Genomic DNA, 22,096 nt, shown 5'->3' on the forward strand with positions numbered 1-22,096 from the left:
TAACACCTGGGCAACGCGGCGATGCACCCATTGCCATCCCGCTCCTTGAACCGTTGCCTCCAACGCGCCTCTGCGCTGCAGACACGGCTTACGCAGCTTCCTGACAATACGCGGCACGCAACCAGTCATTCCCAACAACCCAACCCGAAAGAGGATCAGGCCGTTCGACCCGATCGCCTACCGACGACGGAATATCATAGAGCGCACGTTCTGCCGTCTCAAAGACTGGAGGCGTGTTGCAACACGATACGACAAGCTAATGATCAACTTCGCCGCAACATGCTATATTGCAGCGATCATGACTTGGTGGATCAATTGAGTCTGGAGCCTAGTGCGTAGACTCATAACCATCTGCACCCAATGCGGACAGTGATGAGTTTGACAGCTGCCAGGAAATTGGCAGGGTTCTTATCGTAACGTGTGGCGATGCCACGATAGTGTTTGATGCGATTAAAGAACCGCTCGACCAGATTTCTCTGGCGATATACCCATGGCGAGAACGCGAAGACGTCCTTACGGTTGGATTTGGGAGGAATATTGGCCCAGATTTTCCGTTCTGCGGCTGTCTTCCGGATCGCATCGGTATCGTAAGCTTTGTCCGCAAGCAGCGTGCCGCCTGCCTTGATGCGTTCAATGAGACCCTCGGCCCGAGAGCAATCGGCAACCTGTCCGCCGGTCAGGCAAAGATTGACTCGACCTGTGTCCGTGTTCACCAGCATGCGGCTACGGGAAAAAAGGGGATGGAGATGAGGGCGGCATGGGACGTTCCCGCGGCGGGCTTACGAGCAAAATCCACGCACTCGTTGACGCCAAAGGTCGCCCCGTCACCGTCCATCTGACCGGAGGGCAGATTGCCGACTGCACCGAGGCCGACGCGCTGACGGACAAGCTCGGCGAAGGAGACATCCTGCTGGCCGACAAGGGTTATGACAGCAATGCCATTCGAGCCAAGGCCGCCGAGCGAAAGGCCTGGGCCAACATTCCGCCGAAGACAAACCGCAAGGGCTCCTTAGCATTCTCGCCTTGGGTCTATCGACAACGAAACCTCGTCGAACATTTCTTCAACAGAATCAAAGAGTTTCGGGGTATTGCGACCCGGTATGACAAGCGCCCCGAAAACTTCCTCGCTGCCGTAAAGCTCATCGCCGCAAGAATCTGATGTCAAAGTTAATGAGTCGACGGCCTAGTGCCTAGTCGTTCTAATGAGTTTAGCGGCAAGATTCGATGTCGATTCAATCTGTTCTGATAGGTTTAATTGACTACACCGTGCAGGCTGAGATCTGAATTTCGCATTTGACTATAAAATTGGATGTGGCAAAACATGCGGCAGTTGGAGTGTCTCCCCAACTGCTCTGCTCTATCCTCACTATCAAGCATTCACTCTCACAAAATCACGCGAGCAAGCACGGATTGGACATGCCATTTATATCGTCAGCGCATGTTCACCAACGGCAGTACCGAGATAGAGATGCGTCAGTTCAGGATGATGAGCGACTTCCTCGGAAGACCCGTTTAGTCTCATCCGCCCACCTTCCAGCACATAGATATGATCGGCAATTTCCAGAGCCAACCGCACGTTCTGTTCGACGAGTAGAATTGACATACCATTGGACGCCATTTCCAACACAATCTTAAAAATCTGCGTAATGATCTTCGGTGCAAGACCAAGCGACGGCTCGTCCAATAGAAGCAGTTCCGGTTCCTGCATGATGGCACGACCGATGGCGAGCATCTGCTGCTGCCCTCCAGAAAGCCGAAGAGCCGACCCGTTGCGACGCTCCTTCAGGATTGGAAAGAGATCGAACACCTCCGTCCTCAGTGCCTCAAAGCTGCGTTCCCCACGTCCAACATGGGCGGCGACAAGATTCTCCTCCACCGTCAGGCGATGGAAAATCTGGCGCCCCTCCGGTGCGTGGGCCAGACCGCGACGGACGATAAAATCAGGACGTTTGCGTGTTATATTCTCGCCGTGATAGGTCACGCTTCCGCCGAATATCTGGCAAGCCCCAGAAATTGCGGATAGAAGCGTGGTTTTCCCCGCGCCATTCGGCCCGACAATAACAACAATCTCGCCCTTGTTCAGGCCAAGATTCACATCCGACAGAATCTGCTTACGCCCGTAACCTGCGGAGAGCTTTTCGATTTCGAGCAAGTTCCCCGATCTCATCGAGTTCATTTTCTGTTCCAAGGTAAGCCTCCTGTACTTGGGAGTTGGCCTGTACTTCTGTTGGGCTACCGCCGAAAAGCAGCATTCCCTGATGCAAGACATAAACGTGATCGGATACGGCCATGACCAAATCCATATCGTGTTCAATCACGATAATGGCGCGGTCTTTGGATCGCAGTTTTTCCAGCCGGTAGCGCAACTCGAGTGTCTCGGCTTCATTCAACCCGGCGGCGGGTTCATCCAGCAGCAAAACACGCGGATTGCGCACCAGAGCTCGAGCGATTTCGAGCATTCGCTGTTTGCCATATGGCAGCATGCCCGCCTGTTCAAATGCCAGATCATCGAGACCGAAATCCGAAAGGATCCGTCTGCAATGACCAAGGCGCTTGTTTTCCTGACGCTTTGATCTTCTCCATGCGAAGAGATCGCGCCAGACACCGCCTTTGTCCTGCGGATAAAGACAGACATCAAGATTGTCTTGGACCGACATACGGTCGAACAGCCGGATATTTTGATAGGTTCGGGCAATGCCAGCGAGACTAATCTTGTGCTTGCCTAATCCGTCAATACGAGAGTCATCCAGCATGACTGCTCCCGATGTCACTGAATAAGACCCCGTGACCATGTTGACGAACGTCGATTTTCCTGCGCCGTTCGGCCCGATAATCGCGTAAATCTTGCCCGGCTCAAACGTCATCGATACGTCGTTCATCGCAACGTTTGCACCATATTTCTTGGTGAGATTGCGCACTTCCAAGCTCATCGACGCACCGCCTTCAGAAGAGTTTCGATACCGAAGTTTCGCGGAACGATGCCGCCAGGACGAACGATAATGACAACGGCCATTGTCAGCCCGAGAAGCAGCATCCGGTATTCCGCGAATTCGCGCAGAAGTTCCGGGAGAAGGATGAGCACTAATGCGCCAACGATGACGCCGAGGATATTACCAACCCCACCGATAACAATCAGCAAAACAATCAAAACGGATTCATTCAGGGTGAAGCTTTCGGGGCTGATGAAACGCTGAAAGCCAGCAAAGAAGACACCAGCCGCACTGGCGATCGAAGCACTGACAGAAAAGGCGATCAGTTTGACTTTGGTCGTATTAATGCCAACACCGCGTGCTGCATCCTGATCTTCACGGATCGCCGACCATGCCTTGCCTAGAAGTGAATGCTTGAGCCGGTACGCTGCTATAGCTGTCAATATAGTCGCCGCCAGAAGCAGGAAAAAGTAGTCCTTTGGGGTTGTGAAGGTGAAACCGAACATCGAAATGCGATCAAGTCTGGCAAGTCCGCGAGGACCGTTGGTTACAGCATCCAGATTGTTGATGAGAACCCGAATAATTTCACCGAAGCCGAGCGTGACGATTGCGAGATAATCGCCTCTCAACCGTAAAACCGGAAGTCCCAGCAGAATGCCCGCAATTGCACCAATGACCATTGCTATGGGCAGAATAATCAGAAAGGGAAGATGCAGATCGAACTGAGGACTTGCCAACAGCGCAAAACTATATGCGCCGACCGCGTAAAATGCTACATATCCGAGATCAAGAAGCCCCGTGTAGCCCACGACGATATTGAGGCCGAGTCCCAGCATAATGTAAATGAGAATGCTATCCGCTACACGGATGTGCGTTCCGCTGAGCATAGGAACAATAACGATGGCACCGACGATCGCAGCGATTGTCAGCCACGCGCTTATCCGCGTGGTCATAGAAAGATCGGCTTCCGTCGTTGACTGAGATGTTTGTACGAGATCAGACATCAGAAATCACTCTTATAAACTGTGGTTTCTTCGGAAACCGGCTCACCAATCAGGCCAGCTGGGCGGAACAGAAGCACCAGGATCAGAGCCGTAAACGCAAAAATATCGCGATACTCTGTTCCAAGAGCTCCATTTGTCAAAATGGGCAGCATGCTGGTACCAAACACTTCCAGGAAGCCAAGCAACAACCCACCGAGGACTGCACCCGGTATGCTCCCGATACCGCCAAGAATGGCGGCGGTAAAAGCCTTTAGTCCCACAATGGCACCCATCGTCGGGGTCATGACGCCGTAGTATCCGGCATAGAGTATCCCCGCCAGACCACCAAGACCTGGACCGATAAGGAAGATCAGGCTGATCGTACGATTTACATTGATGCCCATCATGGCTGCGGTGCGAGCATTTTCCGAAACCGCGCGAACGTGAATGCCGATCCGGGTGCGTTCAATGAAGATTGTCAGCCCTGCGAGAAGCACCAATGCCAGCACAGTGATGCCCAACTGTGTGGTTGTAATCGACGCGCCCCAAATTTCAATTCGCGTGTTCGGCAATATGGCCGGAAAACCAATCGGAGCTGGGCCCCAGATCAACTGAATTGCGGACTGAACCGCGAGACTAAGGCCAAGCGCGCTCAGGAGCGGAGCCAATCGGGAAGAATGCCGGAGCGGCTTGTAAGCAATCCGCTCAAGCCCTACCCCCAGCATTCCCACGATGAGGAATACCGCGATAAATATCCCGAACAGAACAAGCGGACCTGTCCCAATGGAGCCGCCCGCAGCAAGTCCAATAAGAACGACAGAGACATAGGCACCAATAGCGAAAAGCTCGCCGTGCACAAAGTTGATCAGGCGCAGCACGCCGTAAACCATCGTATAGCCAAGCGCTATCAGCGCATAAATTGAGCCTATGGTCAGAGCGTTGAAAAACTGCTGGAGAATGAAAGCGCTATCCAAAGCCCACTCCTTCACTGCTATTGATCTGCCGGAACGCGGTTGACGTTTCCGGCAGACTGGAAAGAACGCGGTGATATGCTGCATCTATCAGCACATCACCAGACTAGACTTATTGGTCGCTGCCAACGAGTGTGAAACCGTCCTTCTCCACGCGGAACATATAGAGACCACCAGTATCGATACCGCCTTTGTCATTGATCTTGATGTGACCGGCGACCGTGTCCATGTCCGTTGCACGAGCGTTCTTCAGGATCGCCGCGCGATCCAGATCCGGAGTGGCCTTGATCGCATTTTCCAGCACCTGCATCTGCATCCAGCCCAGCGCGGATTGGGGGCCTGGCTTATCGCCGTATTTCGCTTTGTACGCATCCGCGAAAGCCTGCAACTCCGGTGTTGAATCATATGGTGGCGCCTGGAACGTCACAAAGGTTCCAACGGCAGGATCGCCGGCCAACTTAACATAGTCAGGCGCATAAGCACCATCTGGAACCAACAGCTTCGCATTCAACCCAAGATCGTGCATCTGCTTTGCCAGAAGGGCAATCTGGGGCATCACGCCTCCGAAATAGACCACATCCGGTTTGCTTTGCTTGAGCTTAGTGATGACAGAGCTGAAATCCACGTCTTTGGCGTCGACACTGACAGAATCCGAGATTTTCCCACCCAGTGCCTTGAAGTTATCATCAAACAACTGAGCGACGCCCTGACCGAACGCCTGCTTGTCGTTGATCGACGCCGCATTGCGTGCGCCCAACTCGCGATAGGCGTAAGTCGCTGACAATTTGCCCTGGGCAAAGTCATTCGAAACCGGCTGAATGATATTCGGATAGTTGAGTTCGGTAATCTGCGGGTTCGTAGAAACGGTTATCTGGGTCAGATCACAGCCGCTATAGATATCCATCGTCGGAATGGTGATACCGCTGTTGAAGTGACCGATGACGGCCTTAATCCCGTCATCATCGCAGAAACGCTGCGCCACGATTGTGCCTTCGCGCGCGTCGGCCTTGTCATCTGCCGGTACAATGATAACTTTCGATCCATTGATGCCACCAGCGGCATTCAACTTTTCGACGTAAAGCTGAACTCCGTTCAGCCAAGTGGTGCCGAAGTAAGCTTGCGGTCCCGTCAATGGTGCTGCAAAGCCGATCTTGATGTCGTCGGCGCGCGCCATGGTCGCAGCGATACCCATTACTATCGCCGTCGATGAAAAAAGAATTCCCTTGAATTGCATGGTATTCCCCTTTGTTGTTTGAGTTAGGCTTGAATGTTCTATTTGTGTAGGTCTGGTTCTACCTATCGAAGCCTCCGGTCACGCCGGAGGCCCCGATGATCTTGGTCTCGTCAGAGATGCGTTTGAGAAACAAACTTCACTGACTGGAAAGTCTCCAGTGCTTCCGATCCACCTTCGGAGCCATAACCGGAATCCTTGGTTCCATTGAACGGGACCTCAGCATAAGCGAGGCCGTAGTCATTAATCGACAGCATGCCCGTCTGAACCTCGATGGAAAGCAGATGGGCCGTCTGCTGGGAACGTGTGAATGCATAGGCAGCCAAACCAAAAGGCAGGCGATTGGCTTCCACGATTGCATCCTCCAGAGAGGAGAAGCGGTTGATGATCGCAACCGGTCCAAAGGGCTCTTCATTCATGATTGCCGCGTCAACGGGCACATCAGCAAGAATGGTTGGCTCGAAAAAGAATCCTTCATTACCGATGCGTTTGCCGCCCGTAAGAAGGCGCGCTCCCCGCTCGACAGCGTCATTGATCAACCTGTCCATCGCATCGAGCCTGCGGGCATTCGCCATAGGCCCCATATCGGTTCCGTCGGTCAGGCCGTCGCCAACTTTCACAGCTTCAGCAGCGTTCACTGCCCGGTCGAGGAAATCGTCATAAACTTCCTCTGCAACGAGGATACGCGTCGGCGCGATGCAAACCTGACCAGCATTATGATATTTGTGTCCTGCCAGCATCTCTACCGACGAAGAAATGTCCGCATCGGCACAGACGATATAGGGAGCATGCCCGCCCAGCTCCATCACAACGGGCTTCATGTGCGCACCGGCAAGAGCCGTCAGGTGTTTGCCCACTGGTGTGGAGCCCGTAAAGGACACGGCACGGACAATCGGATGAGGAACTAGATACTCCGAAATCTCCGAAGGCGTACCATAGAGAAGATTGACTGCACCGGACGGTACACCCGCATCCACGAAAGCCTGGACCATTGCTGCGCAAGAAGCCGGTGCCTCTTCAGCAGCCTTCAGAATAACCGTGCAGCCCGCAGCAAGGGCGGCAGAAATCTTGCGGATTGCTTGCGCGACCGGATAGTTCCAAGGCGTGAAAGCAGCCACCACACCGAGCGGCTCCTTAACCACCATTTGCTGGACACCAGGACGGCGTGCGGGAATGAGGCGGCCGTAGGAACGGATACCTTCCTCCGCAAACCAGCGGATGACATCGTCAGCATTCGTCAATTCAGAACGCGCTTCCGTCAGCGGCTTGCCTTGTTCAAGCGTGAGGACAGGCGCTATCTCGTCGATACGGTTACGCAGATTGTCAGCGGCGCGGTGGAGAATTTTGGCGCGTTCACGTGCAGTAACCTTGCGCCATTGGGCGAAGGCATCAGATGCTGCCGCCAAAGCGCGATCCATGTCCGCAACTGTTGCACGAGCCACACGTCCGATTTCCTGTCCCGTGGCGGGGTTAAGTACCGCCAGAGTTTCACGACCGGCTCCATCGACCCACTGGCCATCAATCAGAAGCTGTGTATTGGGATACATCGAATGTCTCATTTCAAGATTGAGTATCAATTATCGAAGCAAATGAGCGTGCGTGCGAGGACGCCTTGCTCAAGCCAGCGGAAGGCTTCGTTGATCTGCTCCAGCGGTACGCGTTTGCCCACCTGACGGTCCAGATCGAACTTGCCAGCACGGTAAAGACCGAGAATCCGTTCGAAATCCAGTTCGGGAACGCCGCCGCCGTAGTTGCTTCCAATGATGCGCTTTTGCGTATTTGGCAAAGTGGAGGCCGGCAGAGCCACCATCTCACCTTTGGCAGCAATGCCAACAGAGATAACCGACCCACCGAGACGGACGGCATCATAGGCAAGACAAATGGCTTGTGGACGACCTGTACAATCGACAATGCTATCAGCTCCCCGTCCACGATTGATCGCCTTGAGTTCGGCAACAACATCTTGGGTCGCAGAGTTAAGGAAATGCGTAGCGCCGAAAGACCGGGCGACCGCCTCTTTCTCGGGATTGATGTCGATTGCAACAACGGCTTCCGCTCCAGCGATGGCAGCAGCGGCAATGGCATTGATGCCAACGCCACCGACACCGATCACCCCGACAACGTCACCCGCTTCCACGCGCGCGTCGTTGACCACTGCTCCAAAGCCGGTGGTAACGGCACAGCCCACCAGAGCTGCCACTTCGAACGGAATGTCGCTCTCAATCTTCGAGCATCCGGCCTCCGGCACGACAGCAAACTCTGCGAAACTCGACACGCATGTAAAATGGTTCACTGGCTTTGCCGCAGTACCAAGCCGTCGCACGCCATTCCAAAGCGTGTTGTTGCCCGCGGCTGCTCCATAGGTGTCACACATGGTGGGCAGGCGCTTGTAGCAGTAAAAGCATTCACCACAATTCGGCGCCCATGACAGGATAACATGATCGCCCTTGCGAACCTTAGAGACAGCCGACCCGGTGCGCTCCACGATACCAGCGGCTTCATGTCCAAGAATAACGGGCAAGTTTGGTCTGGACTTACCTTTCGCAGCGCTCAGATCGCTGTGGCACACGCCCGTTGCAATAATTCGCACCAGAACCTCAAGATCGCCGGGATTTCCAATTGGAACATCCTCGATGACCATGTCTTCATTGTAGTTGTATAAAACTGCCGCCTTCATTTCTTAGTCCTTGTGTTCCCGATCAATTCAGACGTTTGGAGGTGCGGGTTTATTGAACAGTCGCCTTGAGGCGATCCCAGCTGCTCTCGATGTCCGATGAAAGACGGTGTTTCATGATGCGCTGGCTTGGCGTGCGTTCGAATTCATCCACCACTTCAATGAAGCGAGGGATCTGATACGGAGCCAATCGAAGAGAAAGCCAGTCAGAGAAGCTGCCAAAGTCGAGCGTTTCGCCTTGCTTTGCCTTGACGAAGAGTTTGATTTCCTGTTCGCCGACATCCGCCTTGACGCCGATCAAAGCGCAATCCTCAACCACAGGATGACCGCTCGCCACATGCTCCACTTCAAAGGCAGATACGTTCTCACCCTTGACGCGCACACTGTCGCTAAGACGCCCCAGGAAAAACAGGTTGCCTTCCTCATCAAGCAAACCAAGGTCACCGGTATAAAAGCCATCTGGACGAAGGGCCTTTTCAGTCGCGTCCGGATTGCGGAAATAGCCGGCAAAGATGGCGCCCGTCTGTCTGGCATGAACGACAATCTGGCCCTGCATATTAGGTCCGACAACATTGCCATGCTCATCACGGATATCAACCGCAAGCCATGGAACTGCCGTGCCTACGGAACCGACAACACCATTCGCGTTGAATGTCGTCAGACTGGATGCCTCCGTCATTCCGTAGCATTCGCGAATGGTCACACCAAAACGCTCTTCAAACAGACGCCAGATTTCTTTTGGACAGCCGCCGCCCCAGGCAATGCGAACGTTGTGGTCGCGATCCCGATCGCTTTCCGGCTGTTTGAGCAATATCTGCAAAACACCGCCCAGATAGTGGATCTGCGTCGCGCCGCTTTCCCGCACCTGATCCCAGAACCGGCTCGCGCTAAAGCGGTGAACCATCGCAAGCTTTACGCCGCGCAACAGCGGTATCGGTAGAAGTTGCGCTCCGCCGATATGATAGAGCGGCTCCCAAACGAAGAAGACGTCGCCGTCTTTTGCGTCTGAACACAATATGACGCTTTCAGATGCGTAGCGAAGCATCCGATGCGTGACGAGAACACCCTTGGGACGGCCAGTTGTACCGGATGTGTAGTTGATCGCGAAAAGATCATCCGCACTGGGCAATTCGTCTTCAAAAGACAGCCCCTTACTGGCCATGTCCGAAAGAGACTGATCCCCGCCATTGTCGGAAATCAGCTGAAATTCAGTCAGGTCGACACCACAATCCCCAATCGTTGAATGGAGATCGCCGTTGGCAATAACAACGCGGGGCGCGCAATGCTCAAGGATGTATTTCAGCCCATCACCGCGAGCCTGAACATTGACGGGAACCCACACCCCGCCGCACTTGGCGATGCCAAACAATGCCGCGAGACTATCAGCGCTATTGCGCAACATAAGGGCGACCCGGTCACCCTTGAGAACGCCAAGGTGGCGCAGCGCAGCTGCAACGCTGTCGGATTTCTTGTCCAACTGCGCAAAGGTAATTTCCTCGCTCTCGAATGTCGCATAGATGCTATCGGGAGAGGACGCTGCCAATTTTGGCAAGTTTGATATGAAACTCTGGTTTTCCACCGGAAGTGATCCTGAAATCGATTAGCGCTGGGAGACAGAGTCGCCTTACGACGACTTGACTTTCCTGGCTGCTCGCTCGGCGAGAAATTTTTCCATCATGCGAGCCGGTTCGCCCGAGGCATAAGCCTCCTTCTGGATCCGCGAACCAGCTTCCAGACAATCCCTGAAACCAGCTTCCGTCATTTCCCGGAACCGCTGCTTGTTCAGACGCATGACAACCGGCGGCTTGGCACCGAGTTCGCGGCCAAGCGCAACTGCTTCATCAAGAACGTTCGCCTGATCCACGATGCGGTTGATAATGCCAATTGCGATGCATTCATCAGATTCCATTAGACGGCCGCTCAGCGTCAGGTCGATGGTACGCGCCAGGCCGATAATCTCGCGCATGATCCAAGGGCCGGTCGTGCTTGCGATACCTGAGTTAATTTCAGGCTGTCCCATGCGCACTGCGCTATGGCCGATACGAAAATCGCACAGCAATGCGACCTGAAACGCTGACCCAGCAGCCACACCATTGAGCGCAGCGATAAGCGGCTTGGACAGCGACCGCATGCGATCATAGAGGCGCTCCCATTCACCGACCCACTCCTTACCGCGCTCGGCATCGAAAGTGCGTGTTTCATTGAGGTCCTGACCGGCGCTGAAAGCACGCTCACCTGAACCCGTGAGAATGATCGCCCGGATATCGGCATCGTTTTCGAACTGATCGAATGCATCGACGAGCTGACGACGCATCGCACTGTGCCAGGCATTGAGCACTTCAGGACGGTTCAGTGTAATGATGCCAACCTCGCCGCGGCGTTCAGTCAGGATAAAGCGATCCATTTCGTTCTCCCTTGGATTTCGCATTTCACTATTTTTTTATTGCATTGCAATAATTCTTATTTTATAGTGATTTTGATATATTGCTATGTCAAGCATATTTTGCGATGCTTGGGCATATTGTTATTGTTGAACGATTATCTCAGGCGAGTTTTGATGGCACAAAAAGCGAAGAAATCAGGGATCGAAAGCACTGGCGATGAGCGAGACCCGCTGCTCGTCCAGTCTGTGGAAAAGGCTTTTCGTGTGCTGCAAGCCTTCGACGGCAGCAGGCCGACACTGAGCCTTTCTCAAATCGCCGAAGAGACGGGGTTTGATATTTCGGCGACACAGCGGTTTACGCATACGCTCACAAAGCTGGGTTATCTGATTAAGAACAACGACACCAAGCGGTTTGAGTTGAGCGTGAAGATGCTCGACTTTGGCTTCCACTACACGCGCTCCAGCAGTCTGGTAGAACGTGCGATGCCCTTCTTGCAGCACCTGAGCAAGACGACGGAAGAGACGGTCAATCTCACGGTTCTGGATGGCACCGACATCGTTTTCGTCGCTCGTTTCATGAGCCGCTATGTTTTGAACAATGATGTTATGACAGGTACCCGATTGCCTGCTTACTGTACCGCTCCGGGCATCGCTATTCTCTCGCTGTTGCCCGAGGTCCAAGCGTACGGCATTCTCAACAGTTCGGAACTGCATCCCTATACCCCGCAGACGACGTGGGACTTGGGTGCTCTCAAAGAAAAACTGTCTGTCTCCGCCGCCAGAGGTTACGCCACGGCCTTTGAAGAGTATTTTCATGGCGATCTGTCGGTCGCTGCGCCTGTCATGGGTGTCGATTCCAGCCCCATTGGAGCCATCAATATCGCAGTCTCCAGAAGCAGACATACTCCTGAGGAGGTCGAAGAGCGTTATGCCCCTCTTGTGACTGCTGCGGCTCGGTCCGTCTCCGTTCTGTGTGGAGCCCGCCGCTAAGCCAGCTTGGATTAAGCGTACAAAGATCGCCGGGAGGCTTCGCACAATTGCGAAGCCTTGTCCTGGGTGACCATCAAGATAAGCATCGAGCCGGTAGGAAAGTACAGCCAAGGAAATTTGCGGACGCGGTATATCGAAATACCAGCCGAAGAAAGAAATACGTTCGACCGATTGCAACGATCTGTTCAATCGTAAAACATCCATTGTGACCTCCCTTGTTCTCACAACTCAGCAGTTACAATCTGATTATGTGACGCATTCCTTAAGCGTCGGCCTAAGCCCCAAAGGTTCCCGCGGTAGTCCCCCCATCGATGACATAAGACATTCCGTTGACGTAGCTCGCCTGATTGGAAGCAAGATGACCAATCGCATCAGCCACTTCGTCCGCGCGTGCGAAACGTCCAAGCGGAACTCGACGTTCATAAAACTCGCGGCCAAACTTCTCGTCTCCAGCCAGGAGCCCGTCCGCCATTGGCGTCTCCACGAAGCTTGGGCATACGACATTCGAACGCACACCTCGCGGCCCATAATCCAAGGCGAGACAGCGCACGAGGCCAATAACGCCATGTTTGGAGGCCGAGTAAGCCGAATAGCCGGCAGATCCGCGTATTCCAGCATCCGAACTGATCGCTATGAAACTCGAGCGACCATGTTCAAGGAGATATGGCATCGTGTGACGCGCAGTATGATAAACGCCTGTGAGATTGACGGCGATGTTGCTATGCCAGTCCTTCTCGCTTCCGTCTGTTACGGTTCCCTTGATCGCCACTCCTGCTGCGGCAACAGCACAGCTAAGACCACCAAGCTCATCGGCCACCTTCGCTACCGCGCTATGTAGCAACTCAGAATCTGTGACATCAGCCTCGGCTACGACAGCACGGACGCCGAACGCGCTCAATTCCTCCGCCACAGACTCGAGTTCCGCCGTCCTCAATCCCAATAGACCGACCGATGCGCCTCTTTTCGCAAAATGCAAGGCGGAAGCCCGACCGATACCCGAGGCCGCACCGGTTACAAGAACCTTTGCACCTTCAAACGAATTCATCTCATTGCTCCTGCCACTGCTCAGCTGTTACGCCAACTGCGCAATCGTCTTGCCCCAACCATTTTGTTCCGTTGCGAAGAAATCGCCTACGACATAGCTTGCACCCAAAACCTTCGCAGGTTGCAGAGCGCCCAGCGGATCGCTCGGCAGATCACCCAGTTTCACCACCGCTGATCCGGATTTAGTGCCAGTGAGTTTGAAATCTGGCGATGTGTCGCGTTCGATGACGCGTTTGTTCAAAATGCCACCATCGGGAGCAGGCTGAATATGGATATTCAGATGTGGCGTCGTCTTCAACGCAGGAACTGCCGTGCCATCCACTGCGAGACTGATTTCGATGAGTGTGACGCCCTTTCGGATCACGGTAGCAGTAACCCTATCGCCGTGATCCACCAGTTGAATATCACCGTACTTCTTGGGATACCCCCAAAGATCACGCCCCGCCGCAATGGCCGAGTCATTGTCTTCATACTCAAACAGAAAATAGCCCCCTTCGCGGCCGTCGAAATCGACAGGAATGACAATGCCCGCATCCATGAACGGCACCTTGTCGCAATTCGTGAAATCCGACACATAAACAAGGAATTTGTCGCCGTTCAGCTTGAAAGGTGTGTTTTCAAGATAGGCAGCCAGAATGGACGGGTCCGTCTGACATACTGCATTCAATGAGCGATTGGCCGGACAATTATACGGCACAAACGGATCTGGTATCAGCGGGGCCTGAAGCGGCATGTTGTTGCCATTGAGAAGCATGATTTTTTTCATTGATCTGCCGACTTAGATTAGATTGATGAGACCCAGAGAACCACCGCTGGTTCCTGGTCAGAAAGATTGCGCGACCAATATCTGGACGAGCGTTGGAACATGTAGCTATCGCCTTCACGAAGCTGGAAAGTTTTATCGTCGATATGCAGTTCCAGTTGTCCTTTGAGGATGTAACCGCGTTCAGTACCGGGGCTGCGGATATTCTTGACTTCCGTTTCAGCGCCGGGAGGAAAGGTCGAAACCATGAATTCGAGCTTGTGATCGGGAACGGGTGAAAGCAGCTGGGTAAGAATGCCGCTTTGATTGACCGTACGGCGATGGCCCTTGCGCACCACGAAATTGCGCTCGTTCTCATCGACTTCTTCAGCCGGGATATCATGCACGAACCAGCTCATGCCAACGCCAAACACCGTACTGACGGCATAAATGTCCTTCAATGTCGGCTGGGACATCCCTCGTTCCATCTGGCTCACATAACCTGCAGAACGATCGAGCGCGACTGCAAGCTCTTGAATTGTCATGCCTCTTGCCTTGCGCAGCTGCCGGATCGCAACGCCAGTTTGGCTCGCGTCTCCAACGATCGGTTTATCCTGCGCATCATCGTGAATATTTTTCATGCCACATCAATCTCGTGAATTTTTTGATAGAATATTCATATAAACGATGTTATCGACTCATTCCATCACGTCTGTCAACACATTTCGCTAAAGGAACGATCGTGACATACTCTATTCCGCAATATGCGCCTCTCTTTGGCCGTCCCCCGTACAACTACTTTGGCTATCGAAAAGTCAGCGCGATCTGCCGCGTAGACAGCGCAGCTCTCTCTGCTGCCTTGCCAGAACAGTTGACGTTGGAATCAGACATCATCGAAGTGTTTGTGATGGACGTTCCCGATGCCGGCTCGCTTGGTTCCTATCGCGAAGGTGGAATCGTAGCGCGTGTTCGCTATGGCGAATATGTTGGTGGTCATGTTTTGTATGAGTATGTCACGTCAGACGACTCGATGGCTGCGGGTCGTGAAATATGGGGTTACCCAAAAAAGCTTTGCGAAATCGATTGGACAGAGACTGGAAACAATGTTTCGGCCCATCTTACGCGCCGTGGCAATGCGCTGATCGATATCGAGTTCAAAGCTGGTGAGCATGACTATGAGCGCCCGGTGCTTCAACCTCGCCTGCAGGTAAAGCGCATCCCATCGGCAGATGGCCAGGGCAATGACATTGATAGCGTTATCCTCAACGAACTCAAAGGTGGAACCATACATCAACGCGTTTCTGGACAAGCTGAAGTCAAGCTTGGAAGCTGGGCTCAGGATCCTTTAGGCGAACTAAAGATTACAGAAATTATCGGTGCTGAGTTTATCGTTGCCGACTTTGTTCTTGAGTTTGGTAAAAGTCTCGATTGATTTAGAATAAAGTTACGCATCTTAAAGAGACAGCTTGATGTTGTCGAGAAATTTGCTGTCTCTTTTTTACTTTTCTTCAATGATCAACTCGAAAATCCGAATGCTATCCTTATGTATTAAAAGAAAAATTTGAACATATTAGTTGCTGGGGCGCGGAAAATAGATGACACCGCCTTAACCTGGCTATGAATATTTGGAGTCCGAGTGGCTCTTCGTTCATGCAGCCGGTGCCAAAGCGATCTCACGCCAGAGCTTGTTGGCATTGGCGCTAAAATCGCGGTACTCGGCAGCGTCGAAATGTTTTCTGATGATATAATATAAACCGGAAACCTGCCCCTGGATCGAGACGAAACGCTGACACTGGTACCCTGACTTGAACCCCATCATCGTTTCGGACGTCCTCGCACTGCAAGGCGCAAATTTTTTGCCCGGTTGTTCCAACCTTTATGCGAACGATGCTCGACACCCAGCATGATCTCCCGCTTCGCGGTATCGTAGGAGCGCAGCTTGTTCGTTACCATGACGCGCGGTGCGCAGCCCTGCGACTTAAGGAGCTTGCGCATAAGCCTGAAAGCCGCCCTTTTGTCTCTATGACGTTGAACAAGGGCGTCGAGAACATAGCCATTTTCATCGACGGCACGCCGCAGCCAATACTTCTTGCCGTTAATGTGTTGGGTTTCACGAGAGTTTGAACCCGATCTGCCGGATCAGGTCCAAATGAAACAGTGGGTTCATCTGAGCCACAAATCAACACCCATACGCATGCTGCTCCGAGCCTTGGTCAAGCCCTCCAATTCCAGAGTACCAGTCAAGGATGAGGACTATCGCTGGACGGACGTCCCGAGTTAACGAAAACGTCTCGCTGTTCTGCTTCAAAAATGAACCTTGTGATAGTCGCCGCAAAATCGTCAGGTGCTACACGCGGGTAAAAATGTCCCCCGCTCATCTCTGCAAAAGAGGCGTGAGCGATGCATTTAGCAAGTTCTTCCATACGATCAAACGGGATCATGATATCATCTCTCGCACCTATTAAAAGTACAGGTTGCCTGATGTTCGAGAGTGACTCTGAGCGGTCAAAATCCAGCAACATTCTGATTCGTTGCGCCGTGATAGAATAAGGGGCGAGCATTTCCCCGGCCTTCTCAACGGCAGCATTGAGTTCCGTTTCGTGCCGTGCGATCCATTCCGATGTATAGCCGAAAACATGTGTGAGGTTCTGATAGGCAGCAACCTCACCCTTCTCCATCAGTTCCAGACGCGACAAAAAAAGCGCACGAAAGCGTGCGTCCGGACGCGCCCAACTGCCACTGATAACCAGCGATTTCGCTCTTTCCGGCGCATCAAGCGCGATGGTCTGCACCACCGTCCCGCCAGTGGAATGTCCCACCAGGTGCGCGGCGTCGATCTCTTCCGCGTCAAGAACTGAGAGAACATCACTCGCGATCCGTTCGATGGAATAGCCACCATCAGGGCGGTCACTACGTCCCGCACCACGATGATCGACAGTAATCAGCCGAAACTCTGGTAGTGCCTTCGCGACACCGGCCCAGAAACGTCCGTCACCGCCCAGACCGGGGATGAGCACGACCGGCTCACCCTCGCCTTTAGTTTCGTAATAAAGACGGCAGCCGTCATCAGCCAATACAAACGCCATTTTCTACGCTCTTTGGATCAGTTACCAGGCCAAGTGTCGCCGAGCCGGAATCCGGTCGGAAACGGGTCAGTTGGATCGAGTACATAATTATGGAATGCTGTGATCCAGGCTTGTCCCGTAATCGCCGGGCGAATGGCGGGCATTTCTCCGCATGTCGTCTCTTCCAGCACACGGCCGATAAATTCGGTGCCGATGATCGATTCATGCACGAAGGTTTCTCCAACAGCGATCTGACCCCGCGCATGCATCACCGCCAACCGCGCGCTCGTGCCCGTGCCGCAGGGCGAGCGGTCGATACGACCCGGCGAAACGATTACAGCATTGCGCGAGCGCTTAACGCCGTCGCGCTCTTCCAGCGGCCCTGCGAACAAGGTCTGGTTGATTGTGTGGATTGCCGGATTCTCAGGATGGATGGCCGGAACCTGTTCCGCCGCAGCCTTCTTGATCCGCTCGCCGACCTCTACGAGCTTGGCGGCTTCGGTCTTATCGACATTGAAACCGATGGATGCCGCATCAACCAGCACATAGATCATCCCTCCATAAGCGACATCGACAGTGATGGTGCCTAGACTCGGCACATCCACCTTGGCGTCCAACGCGAAAACGAAAGATGGCACATTGTCGAATGTTACGCTGACGCATTTACCATTTTCACAATGCGCGGTCACGGGTACCAGACCTGCTGGCGCTTCCAACACCAGCCTTGTTTCCGGTTCCTGCATAGGGATCATGCCGGTTTCCAGCAGCGCCGTTGTGGTGCAGATCGTGTTGGTGCCGGACATCGGCACATAGAAGTCCGATTCCATAATGACGAAACCGGCGTCCGCTTCCGGTCTTGTGGCTGGCAGAACAAGATTGACGCATTGTGTCACCCGGCCGCGCGGTTCGTTCAGCAGGAAGTTGCGCAGATCGTCGGCCTTGCTTTCAAGATACTGCATCTTCTCGAACATCGAGGCACCCGGCACGTCGAGGACGCCGCCAGTAATCACCTCATTCAGTTCTCCCGCTGCATGCACACCGACGACATTGACCATTTTGGAAAAACGCATGTTTCAGTCCTTCCAAGCTGCGAGCTTGGCGATCGTGTCATTCACGACGCTTTCGACATACACGCGTTCATCGCCCCCAAGCGGCAGGCGCGGTTCACGCACCCATTCAGGCGCACCATAAACCAGCTTTTCGGCAAGCTTAATGTATTGCACCAGTTTCACATGTGTATCGAGGTGGAAGGACGGTGTCAGCAACCGGTAAAGCCTGCGTGCTTCGGCAAAATCGCCGGACGAAGCGAGAGCAAACAGCTTGACGCATTCGGCTGGCCAAACATTGGTCATGCCCGACACCCAGCCCGTGACGCCGAGCGCCAGACTTTCAACGATCAGATCGTCCACACCACAAAACACCGAGAAGCGGTCACCACAAACATTGTAAAGGTCGGTCACACGGCGGATATCCCCGCATTCCTCTTTGATACAGAGGATGGATGGCGTGTCTTCAAGCTGCTTGAGGATTTCCGGCGTGACGTCGACGCCATAGGCAATCGGATTGTTGTAGATCATGATCGGGAGGCCGCTGCTTGCAGCGAGCGACTTGTACCAGGCCACGGTTTCACGCGCATCGGTCTTATAGGCAAGTGACGGAAAAGCCATCAGCCCCTGAGCACCCAGCTTTTCGTAACGACGTGCTGCTGCACCCGCATCCGCCGTGGAAATCTGCGCAAGACCGGAAAGAAGCGGCACGCGACCAGCCACAGCTTCCTTGGCGGCCAGGATCACTTGGTCACGTTCTTCCGCTTTGAGCGATGCATTTTCGCCCAGCATCGGCAGAACGATGACCCCCGAAACACCATTCGAAATCAGCCTGTCAATGGAGGCCGCGGTTGCATCAAGATCGAGTGCGCCGTCCTGCTTCAGCTTGGTAGTCACAGCCGGGAATACACCAGTCCAGTGTGTCATGCTCTTGTTCCCTCTCTGGAAGTTTTTATGAAATTTTCGATAAAGTGAGTCATCACTTCCGGCGTCTCACAAGGCAGGGCGCCGAGCGCTTCGATATCCGCTTTGACATCCACAGGAAGACCAGAATTGGAATCTTCAGGTATCTCGTTGAGCCGCCCGCCTATAAGCACGGGCATGTCGGAACCGGCAGCTTTCAACACGGCAAGCACATCACGCGCATAACGCAGCGCAATGCCGTTATAGGTCGAGATAGCGATGAAATCGGCGCTCTCAGCAATGGCGGCGGCAACCACGGTTTCGGGGTCTGCCGAGGTACCACCATCGACAATGCCGACAGCGCTCATGCCCAGAATGCGCTCTATCAGGTTCTTGCCATGTTCATGAACATCCGATGAGGCGACGCAGCAGCGCAAAGCCCGTTCGGCAATGGCAGCGCGGGCGGTTTCCGGCACCCGGTCCACCCATTCATGAGCGCTTTCCTCAAGGTCCTCGACCCACTCGGCCAGCATCACCGAACGACGTCCACCCCATGCGGTGGCATCTTCGCGACCCGCACCATAGAGGCTTTCCAGTCGTTTCGGCCCGATCCGCCGGAGAGCCAACATGAGGGCTGCCGCATCATCAATATCGACGCCCGCCTCTTCCAACCCTGAAAAAACATTTGCACTAAAGCGCTGCCCGGCTTCGATCAAGCCATCGGCGGCCTTGTCAACCTGGGCCAGATCAATCAGGCTTGCCGTGGAGATAGCATGTTCAGCCATGCGGGTGGCAAAGGTCTGGGCATCAATGATTTCATCAATGTCGGGAATACGCTGGTTTTCCGTGACCGGAACCGGGTTGATCGCATGGCCGGTATGCTCCCGCGCCAAAGCCCATATGTCGGCCTGCAAATAGCTCGCCAAACTCGCATAATTGCCTGCCGGGTTCGACTTGTAGCTCACCGTATTGCCAAAGAGCATGGTGCCCGGTGCATCGCTGAATGTGGCCAATGCCTTGTGAAATGCCATGCGAACCAATGGCGCGGTGTAGTGATGGCCGAAGCAGTGCGACATGCGCCCGCCGATAAGGTTCTCAACAATATGGCGCTCAATCAACACCATGCCGAGCGCCGAACTCATGTCGGCAAACAGGCCCGCAAAACCGTCATCGAGATTGGAATGGACGAGAACTGCCTCATCTTGTGCGGCAATCAGTCCAAGCGCGGTGACCGCAGCTTCAGTCGTCGCAACATCGTCATCCCAATAAGGCAGGCGGAACGTAAAATATTGCCCCAGATTGCCGATGGCCGTAGCGCCTGCCGCAAGCGCGCCCTTGGTATTTTCGACAGCGCCTGGCAGACCAAGCATGAAGTCACCGAAATGCGCGGCCGCAGGTGCCGCATTGGTGATACGGGCAAAATCTTCGGGACCATTCAGCACTATGCCGGTTCCCTTGGGTCGGTCCTTGCGTAGCGCCACCGGATAGCCCATCGACCAGTCTAGTGTGATGCCGAAACGATCGACCGTCACACCACGGCTGGCGCAAGTGCCATGCACTTCGCTGATTGCTTCGACCGTGCGTTCAACGCTGCGAAAACCGATATGTGCATGTTGCATCATACGGCCTTCGGCAACTTTGCGACGCTTGTATTCGGCCTCGCAGGCAACATTGTTCTCCGAGAGAAAGGCATTTTTGCCCACCCGCCAGTCGCGGGCGAGTTGCCTGCCTTCGGCAACAAGATCGGCTCCCGGCTTCATTCGCTCAGGCACAAGATCGGCAAGGGCAGGCAGAACGGCTTTCATGGTTACACCATCGGTGAAAGAGCGGTTGGCTTGAGAATACGTATGGTCTGACGTTCGATTAGGCCCTTGATCGCTTCGAGATAGGTCTGCCATCCAGGGTGAGCGAGCATGCGGGTGCGCCTCTCCTCACGCTCGGCGATATTCTCATACCGCCAGAGCGCAACTACATGGTTCAATTCGCCAATATCGCAAACGAAGTGTCCGACAAAACCGCCGAGAATTTCCGTCTGAATGGCGACACCGAGCTTTTCATAGGTCGCAAGGAACTCAGCCATCCGACCCGGAACAATATGATAATCACGCTCTTCGAGGATCATTGTTCGCTCACTTCACTTGAAAGCCGAGAGCAAGCGGATCACGCTCGTCCACGAGTATGGTGTTATAACCGGTGACACGCGCCCAACCGCCAATGCTCGGGCGAATGGCGGGACGACCCGCAACTTCTGCGGCACTTTCCACGCGACCATGGAACAGCGTGCCGATGATCGATTCATGCACGAAGGTTTCGCCAACTTTCAGCAAACCCTTGGCGACCCGCTGTGCCATGCGCGAGGATGTGCCAGTGCCGCACGGCGAGCGATCGATCGCCTTATCACCATAGAACACGGCATTGCGCGCATCGGCTTCGGGATGTTTGCCCTTGTCAGCCCACATAACATGGCTGACCCCGGCAATGCGGTCGTCTTCCGGATGCACCGGAGCGACAACGTCCTGCACCAGTTTGCGCACCAGCGGGCTGATCTTGAGAATGTCGTCGGCGCTCATCGTGTCGAGACCAACCCAGTTTTTTTGCGGCTCGATGATGGCATAGAAATTGCCGCCATAGGACACATCGACCACCAGTTCGCCCATACCCGGAACATCAATCTTCGCTTCGCTTGCGTGAAGATAGGCGGGCACATTGTAGATGCGGACCTCATCCACGAAACGGCCATTGCGTTTGTATTCAACCTCGACACGACCGGCGGGCACTTCCAGCACCAGCTTGCCTTCGGTCTTCGGCACGACAAAGCCCTGTTCCAGCGCTACCGTCACGGTGCCTATGGTACCGTGTCCGCACATGGGCAGACAGCCCGACACTTCAATGAACAGCACGCCGAGATCACAATCGTCGCGGGACGGCGGATAGAGGATCGAGCCGGACATGACATCGTGGCCGCGCGGTTCGAACATCAGCGCCTGACGCACCCAGTCGTGGTCACGCAGGAAAAGCTGGCGTTTTTCAGCCATGCTGACATTGGGCAGGATCGGCGCACCGCCAGAGACGACACGGACCGGGTTGCCGCATGTATGGGCATCGACACAAATGAAGGTGTGGGGATTCATGTA

The 22,096-nt window shown here is 54.1% G+C and carries 20 protein-coding genes and 3 pseudogenes; 3 read left to right on the forward strand and 20 right to left on the reverse strand.

From position 1 onward, the window contains the following. Positions 1-341: 341 nt before the first annotated feature. Positions 342-692, reverse strand: a pseudogene (locus FGI60_RS05305) (IS5 family transposase); the annotation flags it as partial. Between FGI60_RS05305 and FGI60_RS05310 the strand changes: the two are divergent. Further along, positions 684-1,159, forward strand: a pseudogene (locus tag FGI60_RS05310) (IS5 family transposase); the annotation flags it as partial. The pseudogenes FGI60_RS05305 and FGI60_RS05310 overlap by 9 nt on opposite strands. Positions 1,160-1,423: 264 nt before the next feature. Here the strand turns inward: FGI60_RS05310 and FGI60_RS05315 are convergent. From FGI60_RS05315 to FGI60_RS05355, 9 genes are all read right to left on the reverse strand, one after another. Next, positions 1,424-2,167: an ABC transporter ATP-binding protein gene (locus FGI60_RS05315; RefSeq protein WP_138784245.1), complete on the reverse strand. Its 744-nt coding sequence runs from the start codon at positions 2,165-2,167 to the stop codon at positions 1,424-1,426. Further along, entirely contained in the window at positions 2,112-2,930 is an 819-nt protein-coding gene (locus FGI60_RS05320) for an ABC transporter ATP-binding protein (protein ID WP_138784246.1), read from the reverse strand. The genes FGI60_RS05315 and FGI60_RS05320 overlap by 56 nt, the downstream gene beginning before the upstream one ends. Beyond that, positions 2,927-3,934, reverse strand: coding sequence for an ABC transporter permease subunit (locus FGI60_RS05325; protein ID WP_235889741.1), 1,008 nt, complete (start codon positions 3,932-3,934; stop codon positions 2,927-2,929). Before FGI60_RS05325 ends, FGI60_RS05320 begins: the two co-directional genes overlap by 4 nt. After that, positions 3,934-4,887, reverse strand: a complete 954-nt coding sequence (locus tag FGI60_RS05330; RefSeq protein WP_235889742.1) for a branched-chain amino acid ABC transporter permease — start codon at positions 4,885-4,887, stop codon at positions 3,934-3,936. Before FGI60_RS05330 ends, FGI60_RS05325 begins: the two co-directional genes overlap by 1 nt. A gap of 109 nt (positions 4,888-4,996) precedes the next feature. Next, positions 4,997-6,076 (reverse strand): branched-chain amino acid ABC transporter substrate-binding protein, encoded by a 1,080-nt coding sequence (locus FGI60_RS05335; protein WP_171058701.1) that lies wholly within the window; start codon positions 6,074-6,076, stop codon positions 4,997-4,999. Between the two features lie 152 nt (positions 6,077-6,228). Next, on the reverse strand, positions 6,229-7,662 hold the full coding sequence (locus tag FGI60_RS05340; protein WP_138784249.1) for an NAD-dependent succinate-semialdehyde dehydrogenase: 1,434 nt from the start codon (positions 7,660-7,662) through the stop codon (positions 6,229-6,231). 26 nt (positions 7,663-7,688) lie between these two features. Further along, positions 7,689-8,792: a zinc-binding dehydrogenase gene (locus FGI60_RS05345; RefSeq protein ID WP_138784250.1), complete on the reverse strand. Its 1,104-nt coding sequence runs from the start codon at positions 8,790-8,792 to the stop codon at positions 7,689-7,691. Between the two features lie 49 nt (positions 8,793-8,841). Further along, positions 8,842-10,332 (reverse strand): AMP-binding protein, encoded by a 1,491-nt coding sequence (locus tag FGI60_RS05350; RefSeq protein WP_235889743.1) that lies wholly within the window; start codon positions 10,330-10,332, stop codon positions 8,842-8,844. Positions 10,333-10,413: 81 nt separating this feature from the next. Then, positions 10,414-11,193 carry an enoyl-CoA hydratase/isomerase family protein gene (locus FGI60_RS05355; RefSeq protein ID WP_138784252.1) on the reverse strand — a complete coding sequence of 260 codons (780 nt, stop codon included), beginning with the start codon at positions 11,191-11,193 and terminating at the stop codon, positions 10,414-10,416. Positions 11,194-11,346: 153 nt separating this feature from the next. On the opposite strand from FGI60_RS05355, the gene FGI60_RS05360 reads away from it, so the two are divergent. Further along, complete coding sequence (locus FGI60_RS05360; protein WP_138784253.1) at positions 11,347-12,162, forward strand: IclR family transcriptional regulator; 816 nt, start codon at positions 11,347-11,349, stop codon at positions 12,160-12,162. A gap of 274 nt (positions 12,163-12,436) precedes the next feature. Here FGI60_RS05360 and FGI60_RS05365 read toward each other — a convergent pair whose 3' ends face one another. The 3 genes from FGI60_RS05365 to FGI60_RS05375 are packed head-to-tail and all read right to left on the reverse strand — an operon-like array spanning position 12,437 to position 14,589. After that, positions 12,437-13,207 carry an SDR family NAD(P)-dependent oxidoreductase gene (locus FGI60_RS05365; protein ID WP_138784254.1) on the reverse strand — a complete coding sequence of 257 codons (771 nt, stop codon included), beginning with the start codon at positions 13,205-13,207 and terminating at the stop codon, positions 12,437-12,439. A 27-nt stretch (positions 13,208-13,234) separates the two neighbouring features. Next, the gene (locus FGI60_RS05370; protein WP_138784255.1) at positions 13,235-13,972 is read right to left on the reverse strand and encodes an acetoacetate decarboxylase family protein; all 738 of its coding nucleotides are present in this window, start codon (positions 13,970-13,972) and stop codon (positions 13,235-13,237) included. Between the two features lie 17 nt (positions 13,973-13,989). After that, a complete protein-coding gene (locus FGI60_RS05375; protein WP_138784256.1) occupies positions 13,990-14,589 on the reverse strand; it encodes a helix-turn-helix domain-containing protein in 600 nt (199 codons plus the stop codon). A 101-nt stretch (positions 14,590-14,690) separates the two neighbouring features. Here FGI60_RS05375 and FGI60_RS05380 point away from each other — a divergent pair, with 101 nt between their 5' ends. Further along, on the forward strand, positions 14,691-15,380 hold the full coding sequence (locus FGI60_RS05380) for an acetoacetate decarboxylase family protein (RefSeq protein WP_171058702.1): 690 nt from the start codon (positions 14,691-14,693) through the stop codon (positions 15,378-15,380). A gap of 216 nt (positions 15,381-15,596) precedes the next feature. Here FGI60_RS05380 and FGI60_RS26485 read toward each other — a convergent pair. The 7 genes and pseudogenes from FGI60_RS26485 to FGI60_RS05415 form a co-directional block, all read right to left on the reverse strand. Beyond that, positions 15,597-16,048 (reverse strand): annotated as a pseudogene (locus tag FGI60_RS26485) (DDE-type integrase/transposase/recombinase); the annotation flags it as partial. A gap of 140 nt (positions 16,049-16,188) precedes the next feature. Continuing rightward, on the reverse strand, positions 16,189-17,034 hold the full coding sequence (locus FGI60_RS05390; RefSeq protein WP_138784258.1) for an alpha/beta fold hydrolase: 846 nt from the start codon (positions 17,032-17,034) through the stop codon (positions 16,189-16,191). A 17-nt stretch (positions 17,035-17,051) separates the two neighbouring features. Further along, on the reverse strand, positions 17,052-18,083 hold the full coding sequence (locus tag FGI60_RS05395) for a proline racemase family protein (RefSeq protein WP_138784259.1): 1,032 nt from the start codon (positions 18,081-18,083) through the stop codon (positions 17,052-17,054). 3 nt (positions 18,084-18,086) lie between these two features. Further along, positions 18,087-18,986 carry a dihydrodipicolinate synthase family protein gene (locus tag FGI60_RS05400; protein ID WP_138784260.1) on the reverse strand — a complete coding sequence of 300 codons (900 nt, stop codon included), beginning with the start codon at positions 18,984-18,986 and terminating at the stop codon, positions 18,087-18,089. Then, entirely contained in the window at positions 18,983-20,767 is a 1,785-nt protein-coding gene (locus FGI60_RS05405; protein WP_138784261.1) for a cobalamin-dependent protein, read from the reverse strand. The genes FGI60_RS05400 and FGI60_RS05405 overlap by 4 nt, the downstream gene beginning before the upstream one ends. Before the next feature lie 2 nt (positions 20,768-20,769). Then, complete coding sequence (locus FGI60_RS05410; protein ID WP_138784262.1) at positions 20,770-21,084, reverse strand: NIPSNAP family protein; 315 nt, start codon at positions 21,082-21,084, stop codon at positions 20,770-20,772. Between the two features lie 7 nt (positions 21,085-21,091). Beyond that, positions 21,092-22,093 (reverse strand): 4-hydroxyproline epimerase, encoded by a 1,002-nt coding sequence (locus FGI60_RS05415; RefSeq protein WP_138784263.1) that lies wholly within the window; start codon positions 22,091-22,093, stop codon positions 21,092-21,094. Between the last annotated feature and the right edge of the window lie 3 nt (positions 22,094-22,096).

Source organism: Brucella haematophila, assembly GCF_005938105.1.
GTDB lineage: Bacteria > Pseudomonadota > Alphaproteobacteria > Rhizobiales > Rhizobiaceae > Brucella > Brucella haematophila.